13 protein-coding genes are annotated in these 20,916 nt (G+C 71.9%); 7 read left to right on the forward strand and 6 right to left on the reverse strand.

Annotated elements, in window-relative coordinates:
- The first annotated feature begins 74 nt into the window (after positions 1–74).
- The 3 genes from WME97_RS29055 (at position 75) to WME97_RS29065 (ending at position 2,925) form a co-directional block, all read left to right on the forward strand.
- A complete protein-coding gene (locus tag WME97_RS29055; protein WP_437542163.1) occupies positions 75–1,337 on the forward strand; it encodes a glucose-1-phosphate adenylyltransferase in 1,263 nt (420 codons plus the stop codon).
- 167 nt (positions 1,338–1,504) lie between these two features.
- Entirely contained in the window at positions 1,505–2,539 is a 1,035-nt protein-coding gene (locus tag WME97_RS29060; RefSeq protein WP_437542165.1) for an aspartate-semialdehyde dehydrogenase, read from the forward strand.
- Between the two features lie 11 nt (positions 2,540–2,550).
- Positions 2,551–2,925, forward strand: a complete 375-nt coding sequence (locus tag WME97_RS29065; protein ID WP_437542167.1) for a DUF4406 domain-containing protein — start codon at positions 2,551–2,553, stop codon at positions 2,923–2,925.
- 61 nt (positions 2,926–2,986) lie between these two features.
- Here the strand turns inward: WME97_RS29065 and WME97_RS29070 are convergent, their stop codons facing one another.
- A complete protein-coding gene (locus WME97_RS29070; RefSeq protein ID WP_437542169.1) occupies positions 2,987–3,994 on the reverse strand; it encodes a hypothetical protein in 1,008 nt (335 codons plus the stop codon).
- 630 nt (positions 3,995–4,624) lie between these two features.
- Here WME97_RS29070 and WME97_RS29075 point away from each other — a divergent pair.
- Entirely contained in the window at positions 4,625–6,097 is a 1,473-nt protein-coding gene (locus tag WME97_RS29075; RefSeq protein WP_437542171.1) for a right-handed parallel beta-helix repeat-containing protein, read from the forward strand.
- A gap of 248 nt (positions 6,098–6,345) precedes the next feature.
- On the opposite strand, the gene WME97_RS29080 is transcribed toward WME97_RS29075, so the two are convergent.
- A complete protein-coding gene (locus WME97_RS29080; RefSeq protein WP_437542173.1) occupies positions 6,346–8,091 on the reverse strand; it encodes a glycoside hydrolase family 5 protein in 1,746 nt (581 codons plus the stop codon).
- A gap of 643 nt (positions 8,092–8,734) precedes the next feature.
- On the reverse strand, positions 8,735–9,481 hold the full coding sequence (locus WME97_RS29085; RefSeq protein WP_437542175.1) for a TVP38/TMEM64 family protein: 747 nt from the start codon (positions 9,479–9,481) through the stop codon (positions 8,735–8,737).
- Between the two features lie 283 nt (positions 9,482–9,764).
- Between WME97_RS29085 and WME97_RS29090 the strand changes: the two genes are divergently transcribed.
- Positions 9,765–11,672, forward strand: coding sequence for a DUF4215 domain-containing protein (locus WME97_RS29090; protein WP_437542176.1), 1,908 nt, complete (start codon positions 9,765–9,767; stop codon positions 11,670–11,672).
- 6 nt (positions 11,673–11,678) lie between these two features.
- On the opposite strand, the gene WME97_RS29095 is transcribed toward WME97_RS29090, so the two are convergent.
- Positions 11,679–12,905 carry a sigma-54-dependent Fis family transcriptional regulator gene (locus WME97_RS29095; protein ID WP_437542178.1) on the reverse strand — a complete coding sequence of 409 codons (1,227 nt, stop codon included), beginning with the start codon at positions 12,903–12,905 and terminating at the stop codon, positions 11,679–11,681.
- A gap of 163 nt (positions 12,906–13,068) precedes the next feature.
- Here WME97_RS29095 and WME97_RS29100 point away from each other — a divergent pair, with 163 nt between their 5' ends.
- Complete coding sequence (locus WME97_RS29100; protein ID WP_437542179.1) at positions 13,069–15,135, forward strand: ATP-binding protein; 2,067 nt, start codon at positions 13,069–13,071, stop codon at positions 15,133–15,135.
- A 113-nt stretch (positions 15,136–15,248) separates the two neighbouring features.
- On the opposite strand, the gene WME97_RS29105 is transcribed toward WME97_RS29100, so the two are convergent.
- Both WME97_RS29105 and WME97_RS29110 read right to left on the reverse strand, forming a co-directional pair.
- Positions 15,249–16,343 carry a Kelch repeat-containing protein gene (locus WME97_RS29105; RefSeq protein ID WP_437542181.1) on the reverse strand — a complete coding sequence of 365 codons (1,095 nt, stop codon included), beginning with the start codon at positions 16,341–16,343 and terminating at the stop codon, positions 15,249–15,251.
- Between the two features lie 51 nt (positions 16,344–16,394).
- Positions 16,395–17,105: a hypothetical protein gene (locus WME97_RS29110; protein WP_437542183.1), complete on the reverse strand. Its 711-nt coding sequence runs from the start codon at positions 17,103–17,105 to the stop codon at positions 16,395–16,397.
- Positions 17,106–17,379: 274 nt separating this feature from the next.
- On the opposite strand from WME97_RS29110, the gene WME97_RS29115 reads away from it, so the two are divergent.
- Positions 17,380–20,916 carry an AgmX/PglI C-terminal domain-containing protein gene (locus WME97_RS29115; protein WP_437542185.1) on the forward strand — a complete coding sequence of 1,179 codons (3,537 nt, stop codon included), beginning with the start codon at positions 17,380–17,382 and terminating at the stop codon, positions 20,914–20,916.

Genomic DNA, 20,916 nt, shown 5'->3' on the forward strand with positions numbered 1-20,916 from the left:
CGCCACTCCTGCTAGTGTAACCGCGCCCATCGTCCCGGGCGTCGAACCGTCCCCCTCACATCGCGGAGACCCGCTTGAAGCACAACGACGTGGTGGTTTTGATCCTCGGCGGAGGCGTAGGAAGCCGCCTCTACCCGCTCACCAAGCTGCGCTCGAAGCCAGCCGTCCCGACCGGCGGCAAGTACCGGCTGGTCGACATCCCGATCAGCAACTGCCTCAACTCGGGCTTCAACCGCATCCACATCCTCACGCAGTTCAACTCGGTCTCGCTCCACAACCACATCACGCAGACGTACCGATTCGACGTCTTCTCCGCCGGCGCGGTGCAGATCCTCGCGGCCGAGCAGACGCCGACCCACAGCGACTGGTACCAGGGCACCGCCGACGCCGTCCGCAAGCAGCTCGTCGAGGTGAAATCGCCGAACCCGCGGGACGTCATGATCCTCTCGGGCGATCACCTCTACCGCATGGACTACGAGCCCTTCCTCGAGCACCACCGCGAGACCCGGGCCGACGTCACGCTCGCCGTCCGCCCCGTCCCGACGGCCGAGGTGTCGCGCCTCGGCATCGTGGACACCGACGACACCGGGCGTGTGGTGAAGTTCGTCGAGAAGCCGAAGGACATGAAGCTGCTCGACAGCGTGCGGCAGCTGCCCGATCCGGCGAACCCGTGGCTCGCCTCGATGGGCGTCTACATCTTCAGCGCGAAGGCGCTCTACGAGATGCTCGAGCACGACAACGCCTCCGACTTCGGCAGCCACATCCTCCCCCGGGCGCTCGACACCCACCGGATGATGACCTACACGTTCGACGGGTACTGGGAGGACATCGGCACGATCCGCAGCTACTACGAGGCCAGCCTCGCGCTCACCGACTCCGATCCTCCGTTCTCGTTCTACGACCCGCAGCGGCCGATCTACACGCGCCCGCAGTTCTTCCCCCCGGCCCACGTCACCGCCGGCTCGGTCCTCGACCAGGTGCTCCTCGCCGAGGGGAGCCGGATCATCGAGTCGAAGATCTCCCGGTCGGTCGTCGGGCAGCTCTCCTCCATCGGGCCCCACGTCTCCATGTCGAACACGGTCATGATGGGCGCGGACTACGAGTCGCTGTTCCAGGCCCACGGCCCCGAGAGCACGAGGGGTCTGCCGCCCATCGGCATCGGCCGGGGGTGCACGATCGACGGCGCGATCATCGACAAGAACGCGCGCATCGGCGACGGGGTGGTGATCCGCAACATCCCCGACCGGCCGGACACCGACGCCCCGTACTACGCGGCCCGGGAGGGCATCGTGGTCGTCCCGAAGAACGCCGTCGTCCCGCCGGGCACGGTCATCTGAGCGCGGACCGCGCCCCGGCCGCCGAGGGGACGGCGGCTGGCGCGCGGGCGGAAGGGGCGCTCGCGCGGCTAGGCCAGGCCAGGCAAGGTAGCTAGACAGAACGCCGCCGCGGCGCCTGGCCACTCGCCCCTCGTCGGCTGGGCCCCGGTCTGGTAAAGAGCGCCCTTATGCGAATCTGCATCCTCGGCGCCACGGGCCTTGTCGGCCGCGAAACCATCACCCTCATCGCGCGGGCCTGGCCCGGCGCGACGCTCGCCCTGTTCGCGAGCCGGGACCAGGAGCTCACCCTCGACGGCAAGTCGTACGAGGTGCTCAGTGCGTCGCGCCTCGAGGCGCAGGACGCCCCCCGCGGAGACCTCGCGTTCGTGGCGCTGGATGACGATCACAGCAAGCGGTACGTCCCGCGGCTCGTGGAGCTCGGGTACCGCGTGATCGACAAGAGCAACACGTACCGCGCCGACCCGAAGGTGCCGCTCGTCGTCGCCGGGGTGAACTCGAGCATCGTCGACGACTCGGTCCGGCTCGTGGCCAACCCGAACTGCACGACCATCCCGCTGATGCTCGCGCTCTCGCCCCTGCGCCGGGAGTTCGGGCTGAGCGAGGTCACGGTGAGCACGTACCAGGCGGTCAGCGGCGCCGGCATCGCCGCCCTGGACTCGTTCCTCGCGGACGCGCGCGACGGCTTCCAGGCCCTCGATCGCCTGGGCCTGCCGTTCAAGCCGTCGGGCTACGCCGGCAACACCGTCCCGCACAACGGCGGCACCGACGAGAGCGGCTTCTCCTCGGAAGAGCGGAAGCTCATCTTCGAGAGCCGCAAGATCCTGAGCATGCCGGAGCTCGGCGTCTCCGCGCAGTGCTGCCGGGTCGGCGTCGCGGTCGGCCACTACGAGAACGCGTGGGTGACGTTCGATCGCCCGGTGGATCTCGAGCGGGTCGCGGGCATCCTGAGCGATCCGGCGAAGTCGCCCTTCGTGAAGCACCTCCCCGGCGCCGCCGGCGAGGGCCTGAGCGCGCTCCACTGCGTGCAGGACCGAGACCTCGCCCTGGTCGGGCGGATCCGCCCCGATCACCGGGACCGCGACCGGAAGAGCGTGTGCCTGACCGTGGTCGGGGACAACCTTCGGCTCGGCGCGGCCACCAACGCGGTCCGCGCCGCGACGCGCTGGTTCCCGAGCGCCGATCGCGACCTGCAGGCCCCCTGAGACGGCAGACGATGCAACCCACCCAGCCCCTCATGATCCTCGTCGCCGGGCCCTATCGCTCCGGCACGGGGGATGATCCGGTCCTGATCGCGGCCAACGTTCGCGCGATGAACGACATGGCCGTGCGCCTCTTCCGGGCGGGCCACCTCCCCGTCCTCGGCGAATGGTTCGCGCTGCCGCTCATCGAGCACGCCGGGTCGCGGCAGATCGGCGACGAGATCTTCAACGAGATCTTCCATCCCGTCGCCCGCCGGCTCGTCGCGCGCTGCGACGCTTGCCTGCGGATCGGCGGCCCCTCCAAGGGAGCCGACGAGATGGTCGAGCTGTCCCGCTCCATGGGCAAGCAGGTCTTCTTCGGCTTCGACGAGGTGCCGGGCTGCGGCTAGCCGCGGCGCCGCAGGAGAGGCACGTGGGAGGCGCACGAGACGCCGCGGCGGCGCGGCCTCTTCAGGGCTCGGGCCCCGGCCAGCCTGCGCCGACAGGGAGCGCCTGCACGTCGGGGAACAGCATGTAAATACGCTTTCCATCCCACGTCTGCCGGTGGGGCGGCGAGGGCGCGGCCGCGGCGACGCTCGCGCGCACCGCGCGACCGAGCGCGGCTGGGCCGTCGAGCGCCTGGCTGAGCGCCGCGAGCGCCTGCGCGAGCTCGGGGAGCGACGCATCGCCCGACGTGCCCCGCGCGACGAGGGCGTCGACCTCGCGGCTGCGCACGCCGAAGTCCGACGGCAGCGGGTGCGCGGGCGGCGCCGTGACCGCGGCGTGGAGGAACTGGCGCTTCGCCACGCCGCCCGCCTCGCCGAAGCCCGCGACGAGCTCGAAGAGCGCCGACGCGACGCCGACGGCCGGATCGATGTCCTTGGGGTCATGGAGCTGGGAGCCCCTGATCCCCAGGTCGTCGAGGTACTCGAACCCCGAATCGCTCAGCGCGGCCGATCGCTCCGTCTCCGGCAGGGGCGGCGCGACCCGCACCTCGCCGCTCTCGAAGACGATGACGCGGGCGTACGTGAAGCCCGCGTGCGGCACGGCCAGGCGCACGCGCGCGAGCTGCGCCGCGACCTCCACCGCCGCGCCGACCTCGAAGCGCGAGCCCGGAAGGTGGCCAGCGATGCCCGCCAGCGTCATCCCCGCCGCGTCGGGCCAGGGGCACACGGCGACGTGCCGCGGGAGGGCCTCCGTCTCGCCCGGCGCGCACACGCGCTCCAGCCCGAACGAGGCGGGGGCGAGGAGCGGCGGCCGCTGGCCCTCCATGCGCCGCAGATCGCCGAACAGCCAGGCGCGGTTCTCCCCGTGGTGCTCGGGCGCGAGCATCCGCGCGCCGACGAGCAGCGCGACGGTGCCCCCGGCGCGCGCGAGCCATGCCTCGGGCACGGAGAGGTGCTCGTACAGGAAGGCCTCGACGATGAGCTGCCACTCGCGGGGCGGCTCGGGAGGCAGGGGAGCGGCGGTTCGGTACATGGCGGGTGCGGGGCTTCGAAGAACAGCGCGCTCGGCCCCGGATGCACACACGAGACGGGCGAGCTCGTGAAGTAGCGTATCCAAGCCGGGAGCGCCGCGGAACACGGCAGCGGGCCGCTGCCGCCGATCGGCGAGCGCGCTGCCCGAACCGCCCCGACCACGCAGCGCTCGGGTCGCCAGGGTCGATCGGAGCGCGGCCGCCTGGCGGGCGGCCATGAGAAGAGGATCGAGGGCGTGGCGCTCGCGACATCGACGGAGACGAAGCGCGACGTCGGGTGGAGAGCGAGAAGAGAAGATTCACAGGGAGACGGGGAGGCGGGGAGGCGAGAGATGGGGATCCTTCGTGCGAGCCATCCGGCTCGCCGACGGCTTCGGGCGGCGGGGCGGCGGGGCGGCTGGGGAAGCCCCGAGCATCGATGCGGCGACGCGCAGCGCTGCAATCGTGCGCTCGCATGCGAACGACTCGTCGCCGGTCGAGAGCGGTGATTGGTCTTGCCCCCACGTCGACACCCTCGTGGCGACGGCAGTCCTGTCAACGCCCGACGCTGCCCCTCAGGGGCCGGCGCCGGGCCCCGAGCGCGAGCGCGGACCAGGGGACGCCGAGGTCTCTTTCACCGTTCGGAGCTTGGAATGAAGACTCGATTGCGCACCATCTCGGCGATACCCGCGACGCTCATCGGATTGCTCATGGCAGCGGCCTGCGGCTCGGACGCCGGCGGCGACCCGGAGAGCAGCGGCGGCGGCTCGGCGACAGGGGGCTCGCCCGCCAGCGGCAGCTCAGCGACGGGGGGCTCGCCCACGAGCGGCGGCTCTGGCGTGGGCGGCGGCGTCGCGGGCGGCGGGACGTCGGGCGCCGGCGCGGCTGGCCCGGGAGGCTCCGCCGCCACGAGCAGCACCGGCAGCGGAGGCGGGGACTCCGGCGCGGCGAGCACCGGCGGAGACGGCGCCGGAGGCGCGGGCTCCAGCGCGGCCGGCACAGGCGGGAGCGGCGCCGGAGGGGCGGGGACGGGCGGCAGCGGAGGTGGTGACGCGGCGTATCCGTGCGACGGAGACACGAGCGGCTACAACGCCGTGGTGACCCGATCCGGCTCCGACTGGATAGCGCAGAACGGCGCTCGCAACGTCTACAGCGGCGGTGACATGCGGGCCGCGATGCAGGCGGCGCTCGACAGCTTGAGCTCCGGCCGCACCAGCAAGCAGAGCGTCCTGGTCCAGGGCTCCGGGACCGTGGCCGCGAGCTCGAGGCTGAACGTGCCCAGCTACACCGTGCTCAACGTCTGCGGCACGATCGAGGTCACCGGCAGCGGCTCCGGCGACAACGCGCCCATCTACGCGCGCGGCCGGACCGACATCGAGATCCCGAACGTCACGATCAGCGGCACCCCGCTCTACGCCATGTTCTTCCGCGACGTCGAGAACCTGCGCCTCGGCCATGTCGAGCTGCGCGTCTCGAGCGGCCTCGGCGTCCGCATCGACAACCATGGACGCTCCGACCGCGCCAACAAGGTGAAGAACATCGAGATCGACCATGTCTACGCCGAGGGGACCAGCTCTCACGGCGTCGAGACGTACGGCGTCGACGACATCCGCATCGGCACCGTCATCGCGCGCGACACCGGGGAATGCGGCCTCCTCCTGAACGACACGACCAACGCCGAGGTCGGGACGGTCGACGCCGTGAACGCGGGCGCGGGCACCGGCTACGCGGCGTTCCGGCTCGCCAACCGCGCGGGGCGCATCGGCAGCGGCTACCCCACCAACATCCACGTCGGCCAGGTCATCGCCCGCGGGGGCGGGCGCGGGATCTTCTGCGTGTCCGAGAGCGGGGGCGTCACGATCGACCGGATCGATCTCGCCGACACCGGCAACAACGCGATCCTGCTCGAGAACTGCCACAACGTGAACATCGCCGCCGAGTCCGGGACCGTCGACGGCGGCGGCGACATCCGCCTGGCCGCACGCACCGAGTTCGCGAACTCCTCGGACATCACGATCCAGAACCTCACGATCACGGACACGGCGGTCAACGAGAACCCCTGCGCCGAGAACAGCACCTTCCGCAATCTCACCCTAATGAACGCTCGCAACAACAGCTGCAATTAGAGCGACGGTCACCCGCTTCGGATACGGGCCCACCTCGACGTTTTCGGTGCTCAGCGCACCGGAGTGCGCTTGCGCGCCGAAAACGCCGTTCTGGGCCCGTCTCCTGTGCGGGAGACCGCCGCTCTGCTCGGCATGGTGCTGAGGTCGGCGGAAATCGCTGTAGAACGGGGTGCACAAGGCTGGAGTCACAAAAGAGAACCGCCCGCGGGTCAAGGCCCGCGGGCGGTCTTCTTCGTCAGCGGCTCGGCCTACTTGAGGCGGGCCAGCATCTCGACCTTCTCGGTGTCCAGCCCCGTCCAGGTGCCCCAGCCCGACTTGTCGGCATCGGTGTACTTGTGGTTGTAGATACCACCCGTATCACCCGACTCGGGGTTGATGGACCAGTACGTGAAGTCCGTCATCTTCTTCTTGATGAGGTAATCCACGTACATGTTCTGCCACTCCCAGTCGTAGCGCTTGCCGGCAGGCAGGTGCGCCCACTGCTGGGCCAGCGGCGGGTCCATCTCGTTCTTCGGCCAGTCCTTCACGCCGCCGAACTCGCCGGTGATCACGCAGAACTTCTGGTCGTGCAGGAACCCGAAGTGCTCGTCCCACTGCTTTGTCAGCTTCGCGACAGTATCGGCGTTGCTGCGTTCCACAACCAGCCCGCACTTGGCCTCGGCGGCCGCCTCGTCCTCGAGCCCGACGCACTCGGGCTTGGACTGATCGACGTGCTGCTTCTGAACGAACACCGCAGGCCCGTAGGTGTGGGGCGAGAAGCAGAGCCGATTCCTGGGGATCTGGATCGGGTAGGCCGTCTGTCCGTAGAAGTTCTCACCCCAGTTCGGGTTGAGGTTCTCATCGCCGTGGGGCTCCGGCTCCAGCGTCAGGCCGCTGGCGCCCGCGGGCTGGTGGCTGCCGGACACGCCCTGGACGACCGCGATCATGTCGTCGTTCTCCTCGGCGATGACGTCGTAGCAGGCCTTGGCCATGTCCGCCCACTCGGGCCAGCTGTACTTCCACGGCTCGTTGAAGCAATCGATGCCGATGATGTTCTTGATCCCGAGCTTCTTGGGAAGCTGCGCGATCGTACGGATGTCCGCGAGCCACTTGTCGTAGTTGTAGGCGTCCTCGCCCGTAAGGCAGGTGTAGTCGTCCGCCTTATAATCGTAGTTCTCGCGATTGCTGTCCACGTAGGGCTTGTCATCGTCGAGCCTGCCCGCGCGCCACCCGAGGTGGTTCGAGCAGGAGTGGATGCCGATGATGACGTTCAGATTGTTCGCGCTGGCCTGCTTGAGGAAGTCCTCGAGCGCCTCGTACGCGTTGGCGTACGGGTAGACGTCCGGGTCGTTGTTCTTCATCCGGGGCGTCGTGGTGCTGTAGTTGCCGTCCGGGTGGTTGGCGACCAGGGTCTGCGGCGCGATGGGGAGCCGGATCGTGTTGAACTTGAGGTTGGAGCTGGTGAGCTCCTTCATCGTGTCCGCGATCGTGCGCGGGGCGTTGTTATCCGCCCACCACATCGACCCGATGAAGAGCTCCATGGCGCCGGGGCGCTCGAGATCGTCCTGTCCCTCGAGCCCGAACCAGTTGCCGCCGCGAACCTGGATCTCCGTGCCGTCCTGCGTCAGGCGGCCGTTGTCGAGGTTGACGCGGAATCTCCCGTTGGGTGAGTCGTCGGTGTCCGGCGTGGGTTTCAGGTCCGGGTTGCCGCTGCCGCTGCCGCTCGGGATCCCAGCGCCGGCGCCGCTGGTGTCGCCGCTGCTCGTCGAGCTGCCCGCGCCGCTGCCGTTGCCCACCGAGCTGCCCGCGCCGCTGCCGTTGCCCACCGAGCTGCCCGCGCCGCTGCCGTTGCCCACCGAGCTGCCCGCGCCGCTGCCGTTGCCGCTGCCCGCGCCGCCGGAGCCCGTCAGCCCACCCCCGGTCGCCGCGGTCGATCCATCACCACCGCAGGCGATGCCCGTCAGAGCAAGGGCGGCGAAGGAACACAAGAAGATATGGCTTCTTCGGATTCTCATAGGTTCGTTCTTTCGTTAAGCACAAATTCAGAGCACGGCGCGCTGCTTCGAGCGACAACCCCCAAGGCTCGTCCGTAAGACAATCTCAGCCAGATCAACGGTTGGTCGCGCTCGACAGTCGACCCTGCGCAGAATTCGCAATCAAGCAACACCGACGGGTTGCCAACCGGACTCGCATGTTACCCGCCACCAAACAGAGGGTCAAGACGAGACGCACCCTCCGATGCCGGGACCCAATATCGATATGGCGGTGCTTTTCCCACGAGGGTGGATCCCAGGAGGCGCTCTCCTCCAGCGGGATCCTGCAGGAGCGCTGCACGAGGGGACGACCACCACGAGGCGCTTGACTTTCAATTTGCACATGATTTGCACATGGCTTGCCGAACCACCTGGGCGCCCTGCGCTCCCGCTGGGCGCGCAGCGTCATTCGATAGGCGCGCGGCGTCATCCATCCTGCGCACAGCGTCAAATTCGTCGGAAGGAGACATCGGCAGAGCTCGTCAATGGGAAAGACACGCTGAAAGACCACGACTCGCCACGATGCCTGTCACGGGGGCACGCGGCGCGTCGACGCGTCGACGCGCTGCTCCGGCCTTCATCGGTCCTGGCGGCGGCGGGTGTGCCGGCGGCTGAGCGGGTGACGCTACTCCCCTCCTCTTCCGCGACCCTCGCCCTCCCCTCGCGGTCTCCGCCAGCGCTCCGGCAGGCGCGCGAGGAGCAGCGCGAGCCCGGGCAGGAGCACCATCCCGGCGAGCAGCAGCAGCGATGACGTGAGCCGCGCGGCCGAGGCGCCCACCGCGGCATAGGTCGCCGAGATGCCCAGGTTGGCCAGGGCCGTCACCGTGACGAACGCGCGCCAGGGCATGCGGCCCGCGCCCGCGAAGACGAGAGACGCCTCCGCGAGCACGGGCACGCCGCGGAAGAGGAGCAGGAACCAGCGGCCGTGCCGCTCGGCGGCCCGCTTCAGGCGCGCGAGCTCCGCCTCGCCCACCATCCGCTGCAAGGCCGGCGCGCCCGCGCGCGCGCCGACCAGATAACCCAGCCCCGAGCCCACCATCATGCCCGCCCAGGAGACCACCGTCCCGCGCCAGAAGCCGAGAAGCCCGCCCGCCGCCGTGCTCACCAGGCTCGATGGCACCGGCAGGACGATATCGCCAGCGAGCAATCCGCCGAGGACGAGCGCCGTCGCAATGGGCGAAGGCGGCGCGGCGAGCAGCTTCCGCGCCGCGGCCTCGAGGCTGTCGGCAAAGAGGAAGAACGGCACGAGGATGACCAGGAGGAGCAGGCCAGAGAAGCCGGCCCACCCGGGCCAGGAGCGCCGGGACCGCGCGGTCGCGCCGGGGAGGCGTGCGCTCCCCGGAGGACGGGTCGAGTCAGACGATCGCGACATGCAGCGCTCCAGGTCAGGTGACGGGCCGGCCGCCCTGCGAGGAGGAGCGAGCCGGCCGGCGCGCGAGTATACGTCCCTCGCGCGGTCCGCCCTCGGGGGAAAGAGACGCTGGTTCAGGATTTGTCCACGCACAGGGGGAGTCGCCCTGTGCGTGGACCAATTATTCAACAGCCCTGGAGGCCGCGGCGCGCGCAGGAAGGGCTCGAATTCAGGGCACCCGCGTGGGAGACTGCCGCCAATTCACGCATCCCGAGAGGTCCCGGGCAACCGGAAGGAGCAGGTCATGCGTCCTCGATCTTCGTGGCTTGGTTCAACCATTTTCATCACGAGCTGCGCCGCCCTGGTGGCGAGCTGCTCTGCGAGCGCAGGCCGCCCTTCCGGAGGCGGTGGCCCCGGCGGCGGCGGGGACAATCCCACCACCACCGGCGGCGATCTCGGCGACGGCGACACCACGGGGAGCGGATCGGACATCGGCGACAGCGACAGCGCGTTCCGTTGCGGCGACGGGGGCCTGACCAACGACGAGGCGTGCGACGACGGAAACGCCGTGGGGGATGACGGCTGTGCGGCGGATTGCCGCTCGGTCGAGCTCGGCTGGTCGTGCCCGCTGCCCGGGGTCGCTTGCACGCGTATCGCCCGCTGCGGTGACGGCGCCGTGGTGTTCCCGGAGCTCTGCGACGACGGCAACACCGAGACGGCCGACGGCTGCTCGCCGACCTGCAAGGTGGAGGTCGGCTTCAAGTGCAGCGGCAGCCCGAGCGCCTGCACGCCGACGACCTGCGGCGACAAGACGCAAGAAGGCGCGGAGAGCTGCGAAGACGGCAACACGATGCCCTTCGACGGCTGCTCCTCGAGCTGCCAGGCCGAGCCCGATTGCTCCGCGGGCTCCTGCGCGTCCAGCTGCGGCGATGGCCTCGTGCTCGGCGAGGAGTGCGACGACGGTAACAACATCGACGGCGACGGCTGCTCCGCGACGTGCACGGAGGAGCCGGGATACACGTGCGCCGTCCCCCAGCCCTCGGGATCGATGGCCGTGCCTGTCGTCTTCCGCGACTTCAAGGCGGCCCACCCCGACTTCGAGCCGAAAGGTCCTGCCAACAGCAGGCCGATCTTCAACATGGTCGGGCCCCGGCTCGACGCCGAGAAGAAGCCGACGTACATGACCGCCGCCAACAGCCTGGTGACGAGCGCAGACAGCTTCGCCCAGTGGTACCACGACGTGCCCGGCACCAACAGCACCACGGTCACCACCCTCACGCTCTGGGACACCGGCGACGGCCGCTTCGTGAACCGCTGGGGCGAGGACGGCGAGCAGTGGACCCTGCTGTCCCAGGAGGCCGAGCACTATTGCGGCAACGTGGGCAACGAGGTGAACGACGAGGAGTGCACCTCGTCGGCCCAGGCCACCCCGGATTGCGGCGACATCCACAGCGAGGAGTTCCACAGCTGCGAGGTGCGCGGCGGGGTCTACTGGGCGAGGTATGTCGAGGAGACCTACGACGGGAACCCGCTGTTCTTCCCGGTCGACGACGATCCGTTCACCCCGGCGGCCGAGCGCGTCGCGGCCGACATCTTCCCGAGCTACGGCGGCGGCGACTGGCTGAAGGAGCAGGGCAGCCCGAAGCACAACTTCCATTTCACGAGCGAGATCCGCTACTGGTTCCAGTACAACGCGGGCGAGCAGTACGAGCTCGACTTCACCGGCGACGACGATGTGTGGGTGTTCATCAACGATCGCCTCGCGGTCGACGTCGGCGGCATCCACAGCGCCGTCAACGGGCGCCTCGTCATCGGCGCCAACGGGGCCGGCAGGGTCACCTACGCCACGGAGGAGAACGACAACATCCCGGCGCGGAACATCGACCTCGGCCTGACGGACGGCGGCGTCTACCAGATCGCCGTGTTCCACGCCGAGCGCCAGACCGCGGCGTCGACGTTCAAGCTCACGCTGCAGGGCTTCGCGACGGCGCGCAGCGAGTGCAAGCCCGTCTGCGGCGACAGCGTCGTCAGCCTGGGCGAGGAGTGCGACGACGGCGTGAACGACGGCGGTTACGGCGAGTGCGCGCAGGACTGCAAGCTCGGCGAGTACTGCGGCGACGGCGTCGTCCAGGCCGTGGAGGAGTGCGACGACGGCAACAACCGCGACGGGGACGCCTGCGGCAGCGGCTGCCGCAACCTCATTCCGCGCTGATCCGGCTCAGGCCATGCACGCCGAGAGATCGCTCGGCGCGCGCTCCGGGGCTCCCGGGTGTGCCGGCACCAGCACCCGCACGGGGCGCGGCGCGCGCGGGGCGACCCCCGCGCCGGGTGAGAGCGTGAGGCACAGCTCTCCGCCCGTCGGCCTCGCCCGGAGCGCGAGGTGCACGGCGCCGCGGCGCGCAGCCCGGATGGCGCTCACCAGCACGCGAAAGAGCCCGCGCGCCAGGGTGTCGTGGTCCGCCTGGACCACCACGGGCTCGAGCTCCTCGATGCTGGTCGTGACGTTGAAGACAGCCGACTCGACCTCCAGCAGCTCCGCGAGATCGCGGATCAGCGCGTCGAGCGCCACCGGGCGCGGCGCCGCCGCTCCGCCCAGCGCGAGCGCCCGCCACAGCGCAGCGGAGCGCTGGAAGCGGCGCAGCACGCTGGCGGCGAGGTGGAGAAGATCGCGCGTCTGGGCGAGGACGCTCCCGGCGAGCTGATCCGCGGCGAGATCGATCCTGAGCCGCGCGGCGGCCCGCGCCTGGAGGATGTCCTGGAGCAACCGCCGCAGGTCCTCGATGGGCACGTCCCGCGCAGTGAGCAGACGCTCCATGTCCCGCTCGAGCCGCATGGCGAGGAGATCCATCTCGATGGCGCGCGCGGCGCAGAGCAGAATTTCGCGGAGACGAAAGCCAATCTCGGGTCTCCTGACCAAGAGGCTGAGCACGCCGATGGCCGCCCCATCGCCGTCCCGGAGCGGGAGCCCCTGGCACGTGAAGACGTGGAATCCCTGAATGAAATGCTCCGGCCCCACGAGGTCCGTATAGCCATCTTCGGCGAGCGCCGTACCGACGCCGTTCGCGCCACAGACGCTCTCATCAAGCAACGCGCCGGCACCGGGCACCCGCTCGGGGCCGTGAATCGTCTGCTCGTCACCGCGGACATCCAGGAGGATCGCCCGCGCGTCCCCCACCATGACCGCATGGCGCTCGTCGCCCGAGGCCAGGCTGAGCGCGTGAAGGTAGGGTTCGGAAGCGAGGATGAGGTCCCGGTGCCGCTCGCGCAGGCGCTCGGTGTCGAGCGCGCTCAGGAACTCGGCCTTGGGGCGGTGCGGATCGGCCCCTCCCCCGTGAGAGCGCACCCAGGCGCGGTGCACGTGAGGACGCAGCTGCTCCGCCTCCAGGGCGCCGATCGAGCGGTAGAGGCGCCCCGCCTCGAGCGCTGATTCCAGCCACGCTGCCATGAGCCCACCCCTCGTTCGAGCGCGCGGTTGCGTCCGCCACCGTCCGCGATTCCGCTCCGGGATCTTGCACAGTTCGTACCCTCGACACGCCTCCTCGAGAGGCGAGCCGCGAGGAAGTGAGCTATTTCAACTCTCCATTTTCCCAAGGAAGAACGCGGACCGTATGCAGGCACCTACCGTCCTGATCGTCGATCATGACGAGGCCCAACGAGAGGAGATCCGCCGCACGCTCGAGGCCGCCGGGCTGCGGGTCGAGCTCGCAGCGACGATCGCGGAGAGCCTGCGAAGCGCCCATCGGCCGCCGGACCTGGTGCTCGTCGGCGTCGATCTGCCGGACGGCGAGCGGTGCGAGCTCTGCCAGCGCCTCCAGGCGGCGCTGGGCGCGACGGCCACACCGGTGCTGCACGCCAGCCGGCCCAGCGCGGCCGGCGGTCAGCCATCGACCTCGAGCTCGATGCTCGGTTCGACGTGCGGCTCCGCGTGCGGTTCGGCGTACGGTTCCGCGTACGATTGCTGTCGTGCCGGCTCGTGCGCATGGCCGACCGAGAGCCGGCTCCTGATGACGGCCGTCCGCGCTCTGCTCGAGGCGCGCGCCGCGAACGTCGCGCGCGCCGCGAGCGACGAGCGGTTCCGCGCGGCCTTCGACCAGGCGGCGGTGGGGATGGCCCACGTCTCCCTCGACGACCGCTTGCTCCGCGTGAACCCGAAGCTCTGTGAGCTGCTCGGATACACCGTCGAGGAGCTGACGGCGCTCCGCGCCCAGGATCTCCGCCACCCGGACCACGCGGAGGGAGCGCTCCGGCACGTCCATGCGCTGGGCGATGGGACGATCCCCTCTTCGACCACCGAGGAGCGCTGCGTGCGGCGGGACGGGTCGATGCTCTGGGTCGCGGTCACGCGCTCGCTCGCCCGCGATCGCGCGGGGGCGCCGCTGTACGTCGTCGAGGTCGTGAACGAGATCGAGCGCCGCAAGCGGGCCGAGGACGCCCGGGAGCGGGCGCTCGCCTGCGAGCGCGTCGCCCGCGTCCGGGTCGAGCTGGCGGAGGCGCGCGTCGCGCGCCTCCAGACGTTCACGTCCGAGCTCTCGCGCGCGGTGACGCCCGCGCAGGTGGCCGAGGTGGTCCTCTCGCTCGGGCTCGCCGCGCTCTACGCCGACGCGGGGTACGTCGCGCTGCTCGCGGAGGACGACGTGATCGAGGTCCTCCGCGCGCCCGGCTACCCCGAGGACGTGGTCGCGCGCCTGCGCCGCATTCCGATGTCCGCGCGCATGGCTGTCGTCGACTGCATCCGCACGGGCCAGCTGCTGATCTTCGAGTCGCTCGCGGCGTATCGGGCTGCCTATCCCGACACGCCGACAGGCGACTGGGCCAAGACCCTGATCTGCGTCCCCATGACGCTGGGCGACGTGACCATCGGGGTGCTCGGGGTCACGTACCGCGACACCTGCCGGATCAGCGAGGACGACCGGCGCTTCATGACGACGCTCGCCCTGCAATGCGCGCAGGCCCTGGAGCGCGCGCGCCTCTACGAGGCCGAGCAGCGGGCGCGGCGGCTCCGCGAGGAGGCGCTGGCCATCGCGGCGCACGACCTCCGGAACCCGCTGTCGTCGATCATCCTGGCCGCGGCCCTGCTCGAGCGATCGGCCCCGGCGGACGCGGCGGGGCAGCCGATCCGCAACCGGGCGCGGCAGATCAAGCGCGCCGCGGAGCGCGCCGTCGAGATGCTCGGCGAGCTGCTCGACGCCGCGATCATCGAGGCGAAGGGCCTGAAGCTGGACATCCAGCCGTGCGAGGTGGGCTCGCTCGTGCGCGAGGTCACCGAGATGCTGGCGCCGCTCGCCGAGCAGAAGCGGATCCAGCTCCACACCCTCCTTCCCGGGAGCGGCCTGGAGCTCAGCTGCGACCGTGGCCGCATGCTCCAGGTGCTGTCGAACCTCGTGGGCAACGCCCTGAAGTTCACCGCCGAGGGACGGGAGATCACGATCGGCGCGGAGCGCCAGGGGCCCCATGTCCGCCTGTCCGTCAGCGACACGGGCACGGGGATCCGGCCGGAAGACATCCCGCGCCTGTTCGATCGCTACTGGCAAGGGCGGGCGGCGCGCTGCGCGGGCGCGGGGCTCGGGCTGTACATCGTCAAGGGCATCATCGAGGCGCACGGGGGGCAGATCTCGGTCGATAGCGAGCTCGGCGCGGGGACGACGTTCTCCTGCACGATCCCCGTCACGCGCTGAACCCAGGGAGGCCAACCCGCCCCTCGCCGCATGCCCGGTGGGCTGCACGACTCCAGCAAATTGGAGCCAGATCCATTCTGTGAGCCGACGCTCCTGCGCTCGGCGCGCGGTCGTTACTGCGCCACGCCGACGGACTCGACGGATGCGGTCAGCTCGTTGTCCGCCGCGGATCGCCCGCCGAGGACGATCACCTCGCCGCCGCCAGGACAGATGAGGGGGCTGAAATACCGCGTGAACTCCAGGGCTCCTGCGGGCTCCCAGCCGTCGCCCGCCGCGTTGAGCCGGAAGAGGCCGTCGGCGATGTTGAGGTAGAGGTCCTGTTCGTCGTTGCACGCCGTCGCGCCGAAGCCCGCAATCGGGATCTCCGAGGGGAGCGCCGGGCCCGGCGACCAGGCCTCGGTCTTCGTGTCGAACCGGTAGACCTCGCCCGAGAACGCCATCCCCTCGCCGACGCCGCCGAGCGCGTAGATCGTGTCACCGCGCCTCGCGACGCCCAGCGAGCGGAGCGTGAACGGCGCCTCGGGCAGGGGGACCCACGCCGCGTCGGGCGTCGAGAGGTCGAGCACGACGCCCCGGGTCAGCAGCTCGCCGGGGCCCGCGAGCGTCCAGCCCCCCACGACGTACAGCCGGTCGCCCACCACCACGGCCCCGTGCCCGGAGCGCCCCTCGGGCAGGTCCGGCATGGCCTGCCACGTCCCTTCGCGCGGATCGTAGCGCTGGACCGTCGCCACCGAGGTGAGGACCTCCGGCTCGTCGATGGCGCTGTCCACGCGGAGGCCGCCGATACGGTAGATGAAGCCGCCGTGGGCCACGAGCGCGATGCTCTCCAGGTGCTCCACGGCCCCGAGGTCCTCCCAGGCGCCGCCTTGCGCGAGGGAGAGCCGCCGGAACCCGGTCGACTGGTGCTCGGCCGCAAAGCCTCCTCCGAGGTTCCCCCCGTAGGTATAGATCGTGTCGTCGGCGAGGGCGGCGCCGAAAGAGCTGACGGCCTCCGGCAGGTCGGGATAGCGGCGCGGGGGCTGAGCCCGCGGCAGATCGAGCTCCCGGGCCTCCCCCGTGGGGACGGTGGGGAGCGTGCGGAACACGGAGGGCGTCGGGACCGGCCGCAGCTGCTCGTCGTCGCCATCGCCGCAACCCAGGACTGCCAGAGCGCTCGCCGCGGCAAGCATGCACCGTGTGAACCACAGCGAACCGTTCCTGTGAGACATCGTGACGGATCTCCTTTTCAGTGAAGCCATCGAGCGCCGGCGGCCTCCTCCTCAATCGATCGCGGCGCCATGAGCGATCCAGCGGCGAACGGTGTCTTTCTCGTCGGCCGAGAGCGGCTTCAGCGTCGGCGGCATCGCGAGGCCACACCCCTCGTCGCACGAGACGAGCCCGCATTCGAGCGTTCCATCGATCTTGTGCATGACGTAACTGTGCTCCGGGTCCCCCGGCGCCACGCGCTTCATCCCGGAGGCCTCTCCGGAGTCGACGTTCACGTTCTGCTCGCGGATGGCGGCGAGCTCCTCCGCGCTGACCTGCGCCGGCGGCGTGCTCGCGGTCGGCCCCAGGTAGGGCCGCATCGGGTCGCCGCGCGTCTCGGCATGACAGGCGGCGCCGGTCGCGCAGGAGCGTTGCAGGAGCGGCAGCACCTCGGTCCGGAACTCCACGGGGCGCCCGGCGTCGAAGCGCGTGTAGTCGTGGCAACGCGCGTCGCCCTGGCCCGCGCTCCCGGCGCCGCCGTTGCCGCCAGCGCCGCCGTTGCCGCCAGCGCCGCCGTTGCCGCCAGCGCCGCCGTTGCCGCCAGCGCCGCCGTCGCCACTGGCGCCGCCATCACGCGTACGGTCGTGGCCCCCGCGCTCCCCGCCGCCGCACGCGGCTGCCGCAAGCGCCAGCAGGAAGACGGGGACGAGCCGGCAGCGGCTCGACGGCGCGCCCGGCACACGCAGCGAGCTGCGCTCGGCGGGAGGGAGGTTCAGGAGCTGCATGAGGTGCGCAGCAATCTAGTTCAAGCGCACGCCGTACACATGTCTCGACGCCGGCGCTGGCGCCCCTGTCGCGCCCCCGCGGCGATGCTGTCCGTCGAGAAGACGCAAGTCCCCTGCGTCTCCACGCCGGACCGACCACGCCGTGGAATTCGCCGCTCGGCCGCGCTCGCCGAGGCGGGAACCTCGGGCCCGCCCGGGTTGTCGATCGCCCTGCCCCACCGCTGGCGGGCCCGCGCTCAGGCTCGGCCCACCGCGCAACGACCGGAGATCCCCCGTGCCCAGAGCCATCTTCCGCAGCCGCGCTGCGCTCGCCGCGATCGCCGCCCTCGTCCCTGCCCTCCTCAGCTGCGCCGACAGCCCCTCGCCGCCCGCCACCCCCGCCACGCTCTCGCGCGCGCCCGGGCCCGCCGCGCCGCGCCCCCTGCCCGCCGCGCCGGCCGTCGCCGTCGCGGCGCGCCGCCCCGAGGCCGCGCCGTTCCGGCTCACCGCCGCGGACGGCACCGGGCTGCGCCTCGTCGCGCTCACCGGCCGCGCGGTGATCGAGGCGCCGCTCGCGCTCGCCGAGCTGCACCTCACCTTCGAGAACCCGGAGGATCGCGTGCTCGAGGGCACCTTCAGCGTGACGCTGCCGCCCGGCGCGAGCGTCGGGCGCCTCGCCATGAAGATCGACGACCGATGGCAGGAGGGCGAGGTCGTCGAGCGCCAGCGCGCGCGCGAGGCGTACGAGGATTTCCTCCACCGCAAGCAGGACCCTGCGCTGCTCGAGCAGGCGGCGGGCAACGAGGTGAGCGCGCGGGTCTTCCCCATCCCGGCGCGCGGCGTGAAGCACATCGTCCTGTCGTACTCCCAGGAGCTCCGCGCGGACGCTCCCTTCGCCGTCCCGCTGCGCGGCCTGCCCACGGTGAGCCGCCTCGACATCGAGGCCACCGTCGCCGGCGCCGCGGCGCCCGTCCACGCGCTGCGCCGGAACGACGCCGCGCCCGAGGCTGATTTCGTGGTGGATCCCGCGCGGCTCGCGTCGATCGAGGCGCGCGGCGGCCTGCGCAGCGGCGAGCTCGTGCTCGCCCGCGTGAACGCTCCGGTGGACGCGCGGCCCGATCCGCTCGCCTCCGCGGTGATCCTCGTGGACACGAGCGCCTCACGCGCGCTCGGGCTCGAGGAGCAGCTCGGCGTGCTCGCGGCCCTCGCGCGGGCGGTCGCCCAGGCAGGCGGCCCGGGCGCGCCGCTCACCGTCGCCTGCTACGACCAGGCCGTCACCCCCGTCTTCGACGGCGCGGCCGCGGCGTTCGGCGAGGCGGAGCTCGCGCGCATCCGCGAGCGGCAGGCGCTCGGCGCCTCGGATCTCGGGCGCGCGCTCCGCTGGGCCGGCGAACGCGCGCGGGCCCGCGGGCAGCGGCGCGTCGTGCTGCTCTCCGACGGCATCGCCACGGCGGGCGAGGTCGCGACGGGGGCGCTCCGCGGCGCCGCGGCGGCGCTGCGGGGCGCGGGGGTCGAGCGGCTCGACGCGGTCGCGCTCGGCGGCCTCCGCGACGAGGCCGCGCTGCGGCAGCTCGTCGCGGCGGGCCTGCCCCGCGACGGGGCCGTGGTCGACGGCGCGCGCGGCGCGGCCGAGATCGAGCGGCGCCTCGGCTCGGCCACGCGCTCGGGGATCGCGGTGAACATCGAGGGCGCGCGCTGGGTCTGGCCCCGCACCCTGAACGGCGTGCAGCCCGGCGACGAGGCGCTCGTCTACGCCGAGGTGCCGGCCGAGCTGCCCGTCCGGCTCACGGTCGACGGCCGCACCACGACGCCCGACCTCCGCGGCGTGGAGCGCCCGCTGCTCGAGCGCTCCTGGGCCCGTGCGAAGATCGACGGCCTCCTCGCCCGGGAGGGCGAAGGTGGCAACCAGCACGCGATCCGCAAGCAGATCATCGATCTCTCGATCGCGCACCGGGTGCTGAGCCCGTACACCGCGCTGCTCGTCCTGGAGACCGATCACGACTACGCGCGCTTCGACATCGCCCGGCGAGGGCTCTCCGACATCCTGACCGTGGAGGGCGGCCGCGTCGCCGTGCAGAGGCGCTCGCGGCCGCAGGGCGGGAAGCCGTGGGGCCCCGCGCCGGCCCAAAGCCCGGTCGCCGGCGGTTCGCCTGGCAAGCGCGCCGAGATTTTCTCCGAGCAGGCCGCCGACGTTTCCCCTGGCGGGAGCGCCGCCCTGCGCGCTCCCCCCGCGCCGCCGGCGCCCCCTGCGGGCGCGGACAGCAAGGACTCCTTCGGCGCGGACGGGCGCGCGCTGTCGGTCGTCAGCGGGGGCGCCGGCGGGCTCGGGCTATCGGGCGTCGGCGAGGGCGGCGGCGGCCGCGGCGAGGGCATCGGCCTCGGCAATATCGGCACCCTTGGCCACGGCAGCGCGGCCGGGGCCGCGGCGCCCGCGCCGAGCGCCGTGTCGGCCGCCACGGGCACCGGCCAGGGCTTCGGCAGCGGCCACGGCCGCCTCGCTGGCAGCCACCGGACCAGGGCGCCGCAGGTCCGCATGGGCGCCACCCAGGTGAGCGGCCGCCTCCCGCCGGAGGTGATCCAGCGCATCGTCCGCCAGAACTTCGGCCGCTTCCGCCTCTGCTACGAGAGCGGGCTCCTGCGCGACGCGGGCTTGCAAGGCCGCGTCACCCTGCGCTTCACCATCGACCCGCGCGGCGCGCTCATCAACGCGCGCGACGGCGGCTCCGATCTGCCCGACAGGGCCGTTGTGTCCTGCGTGGTCCGCGCCTTGCGCGACCTCACCTTCCCCGCGCCCGAGGGCGGCAGCGTCGACGTGGTGTACCCCGTCCTGTTCTCGCCGCCCCCGAGCGCCGCGCCCGCCGCCGCCGACGCCCCCGACGCCCCCGACGACGCCGCGCCCCCGCGATCAGAGCCGTATGCCGGCCGCTTCAAGCAGATCCACGACACCCTCGCCCGGGGCGACGCGCCGGCCGCCGTGCGCGACGCCCGGGCCTGGCGCGCGGAGGCCCCCGGCGACGTGCTCGCGCTCGTCGCGCTCGGCGAGGCGCTCGAGGCGGCGGGCGACACGCCGGGCGCCGCCCGCGCGTACGGCTCGCTGATCGACCTGTTCCCGGCGCGCGCGGACCTCCGCCGCTTCGCCGGCGCGCGCCTCGAGCGGCTCGCGGGCGGCGCCGGCCTCGAGCTGGCGGTCGACACGTACGAGAAGGCGCGGGAGCAGCGCCCCGACCACCCCGCGAGCCACCGCTTGCTCGCGTTCGCCCGCCTCAAGCGGGGCGAGCACGCCGCCGCCTTCGACGCGCTCGCGGCGGGCGTCGCGCGCCGCTACCCGCCGGGGCGCTTCGCCGGCGTGGAGAGCATCCTGCGCGAGGATCTCGGCCTGGTCGCCGCGGCGTGGCTCAAGGTGGAGCCCGCGCGCCGGGCGGCCATCCTGGCCCGGCTCGCGAAGGCCGGCGCCGCGCTCGAGGGCGCGCCCTCGCTCCGCTTCGTGCTGAACTGGGAGACCGACGCCAACGACGTCGACTTCCACATCCGGGACGACCGCGGCGGCCACGCCTATTACGGCGACCCGGCGCTGCCAGGCGGCGGGCGGCTCTACGCCGACGTGACCACCGGCTACGGGCCCGAGTGCTTCACCATCCGCGCGCCCCGGGAGCAACGGGCCAGCCGGTACACGCTGCAGGCGCACTACTACGCGCGCGGCCCGATGGGCTACGGCATGGGCAAGCTGCAGATCGTCGACCACGACGGCAAGGGCGGTCTGACCTTCGACGAGCGCCCCTTCGTGGTCATGACCGACGGCGCCTTCGTGGAGCTCGGCGCCGTCACGCGCTGA

Origin of the sequence: Sorangium sp. So ce367 (assembly GCF_051520455.1) — a bacterium.
Lineage (GTDB): Bacteria > Myxococcota_A > Polyangia > Polyangiales > Polyangiaceae > Sorangium > Sorangium cellulosum_B.